The organism is Desulfosarcina sp., from assembly GCF_041551955.1.
Classification (GTDB): Bacteria; Desulfobacterota; Desulfobacteria; order Desulfobacterales; family Desulfosarcinaceae; genus Desulfosarcina.
This window is the reverse complement of the sequence record NZ_JBFELV010000407.1, coordinates 1-4668: the sequence shown is the minus strand read 5'-3', so window position 1 is coordinate 4668 and position 4668 is coordinate 1. Positions and strand designations below refer to the sequence as shown.

Here is a 4668-nt window from a genome sequence, read left to right as displayed (position 1 = left end):
TCCCCATCCACGGGGCCATGTTCCATCCTCCAGGGGGCATCGTACGCCATGATGCCGTGGTCTGGGGCCTGGCCAAGGGGGCCGCTAAACTCGGCGTGCACATCCACCAGCACACCGAAGCCACCGCCATCCACACCGAAGGCGGCAAAATCACCGGCGTTGAGACCTCGCGCGGCCGCATCCATACGCCCCGGGTGCTGGTCAGTGCCGGCGGCTACAGTGCCGGCCTGATCTACCACATGCTGGGCATCAAGCTGCCCATCGCCGTGCTCACGATTCAGGCCATGGTCACCCAACCGCTCAAACCGCTGCTCGACCACGTGGTCTCGTCCGGTGCATACCACTGCTACGCCAACCAGACCCTCAAGGGCGAAATCGCCACCGGCGCCCACATGGACCAGTGGCCCAACTACACGACCCAGAACACGGCCCATTACATCAAGCACCAGGCCGAGGCCCTGTCCGACTGGCTGCCTTGCCTGCGCGGTGTCAAATTCATGCGCATCTGGGGCGGGCTGGCCGACATGACCCCGGACATGGCGCCCATCATGGACGGCAACGACCAAATCGAAGGCTTCTACATGGACTGCGGCTGGGGTTATTTCGGCTTCAAATCCTGCAGTGCCGTCGGCAAATACATGGCTCAGTTCATGGCCAGCGGAAACTGCCCGGACATGCTCAAGCCGTTCAACCTGCGTCGCTACGAAAACCACCAGTTGATGGGTGAAACCGCCGAACTGGTCAGCTATACGCCCAACAATTAGAGGAGATTGAATCATGGCTCTAACACTCACCTGCCCCGTCTGCGGCCAACGCAACGGATACGAATTCCGTTATGGGGGAGAAGACAAGGGTCCGCGCCCGGCCGAAGCGGGGCTTACCCCTGCCGCCTGGTGTGACTATGTCCATATGAACAAGTGCACGGCCGGCGTCCAGAAAGAGTGGTGGTTTCACCGCGATGGCTGCGGATCCTGGTTCACCACCTGGCGCGACACAACCAAAAACCTCGAAGTGGCTAAACCGGAGGCAAGCAAATGAACAGGCTCAACCAATTGCCCACACTCCGTATCACCCCCTCGGAAAAACGCTCCCTGAATTACCGGGGAAAAACCGTTCAGGGCGTGGCCGGAGATACGGTTGCGACGGCCCTTTTTGCCAATGGCGTCCGGGTCTTTGCACGCAGTTTGAAATACCACCGCCCCCGCGGGCTCTACAGTCTCGACGGCGAGTGCAGCAACACCTGCATGGACGTCAACGGCGTTCCCAATGTGCGCACCGAAAACACGCTGCTCAAAGACGGCATGATCGTCAAGGAACAGAATGTCAAAGGCTCGGCCGACCGCGACTGGCTTTCCTTCATCGACAAGCTGGACTGGATGATGCCGGCCGGCTTCTACTACAAGACCATGCACAAACCGGCCTCCATTTGGCCCGTGGCGATGAAGCAGATCCGCAAGGCCGCCGGTATCGGCGTCATTTCGGCCGATTACCAGATGAAGGGCCAGTACGACGAGATGTTCGTCAAGGCCGAAGTCACCGTCATCGGCGGCGGCGCCGCCGGCATGACCGCGGCCCTGGCCGCCGCCGAATCCGGACAGCGGGTGGTCCTGCTCGAATCCCGCCCCCACCTGGGCGGTTGCTTCGATTACCGGGTCAGCACCACCGCCGAAGGCACACCCCTTTACCAACGGGCCCGTGAACTGGCCCGAAAAGTGGCGCAGACCGGCAACATCCGGACCTTCACGCACACCTCGATGGTCGGCGCTTACAACAACAACCTCATCACCGCCTTTCAGGTGGGAGGGCCTTCGGATGCCTTCACCGAGCGCTACATCGAGATCCGATCGGACAGCGTGGTGGTAGCCACCGGCTGCATCGAACGCCCGTTGATCTTCGACCACAACGAACGCCCCGGTGTCATGCAGGTGGGCTGCGCCCATCGCATGGCCCGCACATACGGGCTGCTGCCGGGCAGCGAAGCGGTCTTTTCCGTGGGTCACGACCTGGGCCTGGAAGCCGCCGTCGATCTCTTCGACCTGGGGCTCAAAATCAACTGCGTAGCCGACATCCGCGAGGACGGCCAGAATCCCGAACTGATGCTGGCCCTGGCCGAACGCAAGATCCCGGTTCTCAAGGGCTGGGTGGCCGCCAAGGCCCATGGTGGAAAGAAGGTGGAAAAGGTGACCCTCTCCACCGTCGAAGGCACGGTCAAACGCCAATTCCCCTGTGACCTGCTGGTGGCGTCCGCCGGCCTGACCCCGGTCACCGGGCCTTTCATCCTGGCCCAGGCCAAGATGGGCTACGACAGCCACACCGGTTACTTTTTGCCGACGGCGCTGCCCGAACGGATGTTTCCCGCCGGCCGCCTGACCGGCGTCAACAACCCCGCCGCCATCGAGGCCTCCGGCCGCCTGGCCGGCCTCAAGGCAGCGACTGCCGCCGGTGCGGACATGGGCAACCTCGTCGTCGCCGCCGAAAAGGCCGCAGCGGCCCTTCCCGGCCCGGAGCGCGGCTGCAAGCTGGTCACGGCACCGGTCAAGGGCCGCAAGAGCTTCATCTGCTTCGACGAAGACACCACCATTAAAAATATCAAACAGGCCATCGAGATGGGCTTCGATGTCCCCGAGCTGATCAAACGCTTTACCTCGGCCGGTACCGGCCCAGGCCAAGGGGGCATCCCCGGGCACAACCTGCCCCTGTTCGTGGCCAAGTACACGGCCTCCATCAACACACCGGTGCCCACCACGGTGCGTCCGCCGCTGGTGCCCACCTTCCTGGCCACCTATGCCGGCTACAACCACCACATGTTCAAACACACGCCGCTGCACGACTCCCAGATCAAAGACGGCGGCATCTTCCGCAACATCGGCGTCTGGCAGCGGGCGCGCTATTTCTCCGAAGATTTCGACTGCAAGGAAGAGATCCTCAACGTGCGCAACAACGTGGGGCTCCTCGACGGCTCGACCCTGGGCAAGTTCCGCATCCACGGACCCGATGCCTTAAAGGCCCTGCAGCGCGTCTATGTCTCGGACATGAGCAAGGTCAAAGAAGGCCGCATCAAGTATTCGGCCATGTGCAACGACGACGGCTGCGTCATCGACGACGGCGTGGTGGTCAAGCTGGGTGAAAACGACTACTACTTCACCACTTCTTCGGCCAGGGCCGGCCAGACCGTGGAGTGGATCCGCTACCACACCCGCTTCGACGGCTGGGACTTCGCCCTGGTCAACCTGACCGACACCCTGGGTGTGATCAACATCTCGGGCCCCAACGCCCGCAAGGTGCTGGCCAAAGTCGTCGACGTCGACCTTTCCACCGAGGCGTTTCCCTTTTCCGGATACCAGGAATTTTCCATCCAGGACACCATTTCCGTGCGGGCCATGCGCCTGGGATTCGTCGGTGAGCTCTCCTACGAGCTTCACGTGCCGGCATCCTATACCCAGGCGGTCTGGGACATGCTCAAGGAAGCCGGCGCCGAATTCGGCATCCGCAACTTCGGCGTGGAGGCCCAGAACGTGCTGCGCATGGAAAAGTGCCACGTCATTCTCGGCTCCGAATCCGAGCAGCGCACCAACCTGCTGGATCTGGGACTGGGCTTCCTCTGGGACCGCAAGAAGGCCGAGGCCAAGACCGTGGGTGCCGTGGCCCTGCGCCAGGCCGAAAAAGAGGTCGGCCGGCTCAAGCTGGTGGGCATCCGCATGGAAGACGACAACCGGCCCGCCCGCGACGGCGCGCTGATTGTCGACAACAAGGTTCGCGGCTACGTGGCCACCATGCGCAAGAGCTTTTCCACCGGCCAGGCCGTGGGCATGGCCCTGGTGGAGTCTCAGTTGGCGGACATCGGCACCCGGCTGGAAATTTTCGAGGATGAATGCAACGGCGTGCGGCTGTATGCCAGGGTGGTGAAGATGCCGTTCTATGATCCCAAAGGCGAGCGCATGAAAAGTTAGGAAGCGAAACGGCATCTTGGTGCCCAGGCCGGCGTTCTCCCATTTTCGCAATCCTCGACGTAGCGCTGCTACGCCTGCGGCTGCAAAAATGCTGCGGCCTTGGCCTGAACCCCAAGCTACCATTTCGCAACAAAAAAAAGCCAAACCAATTTCTTGAGGTTATGAGGAAGAGCCAATGACTGAAATAAAACGACAATCGCCGGTGCAGTTCAAGGTCAGCCCCCGCTACACCGAGGTGCGTGACAACTGGACCGTGGCGCTGGAATACGACGAGGAGGGCCAGGGCCCCTGGCTGGTGGACCTGGCCCACAAGACCCGCTGGGACCTGCAGGACAGCAAGGTCGGCGAGCAGCGACCCTGCGACCTTGAGGTACCGGCCACGCCGGGTTCGTGCACCTTGGTCAACGATACGCTGGTCAACCGCATGAACCGCACCCAGACCTCCATCTATCATTTGGGTGCCGCGGCGCCGGCCCTGCCCGATTTTGCAGGCTACACCGACGTCACCGAATCCACGGTCTTTCTGGCCCTGTTCGGCCCCAAGGCGTTCCATATCGCCGAAAAGCTCAGCGCCCTGGACTTTCTGGACCCGGGCAAGCAGGCACCCTTTCTTTACCAGGGCCCCTTTTGCCACGTGCCCTGCCAGATCGTCACCCTGGAAAAGGCGGCCGACGGCAGCGGTGGGTTCGTGCTGACCTGCAGCCGGGGGTACGGCGAC

At 62.2% G+C, this 4668-nt stretch carries 4 protein-coding genes; all 4 read left to right on the top strand.

What is annotated here, in order from left to right:
- The coding region (locus tag ABYV26_RS21255) for an NAD(P)/FAD-dependent oxidoreductase (protein WP_372683364.1) at positions 1-764 on the top strand (764 nt) is incomplete at its 5' end.
- A gap of 13 nt (positions 765-777) precedes the next feature.
- The gene (locus tag ABYV26_RS21250) at positions 778-1038 is read left to right on the top strand and encodes a sarcosine oxidase subunit delta (protein WP_372683363.1); all 261 of its coding nucleotides are present in this window, start codon (positions 778-780) and stop codon (positions 1036-1038) included.
- Positions 1035-3950 carry a 2Fe-2S iron-sulfur cluster-binding protein gene (locus ABYV26_RS21245; RefSeq protein ID WP_372683362.1) on the top strand — a complete coding sequence of 972 codons (2916 nt, stop codon included), beginning with the start codon at positions 1035-1037 and terminating at the stop codon, positions 3948-3950. The genes ABYV26_RS21250 and ABYV26_RS21245 overlap by 4 nt, the downstream gene beginning before the upstream one ends.
- Before the next feature lie 175 nt (positions 3951-4125).
- Positions 4126-4668: sarcosine oxidase subunit gamma SoxG (locus tag ABYV26_RS21240; protein ID WP_372683361.1), on the top strand; the 543-nt coding region annotated here is incomplete at its 3' end.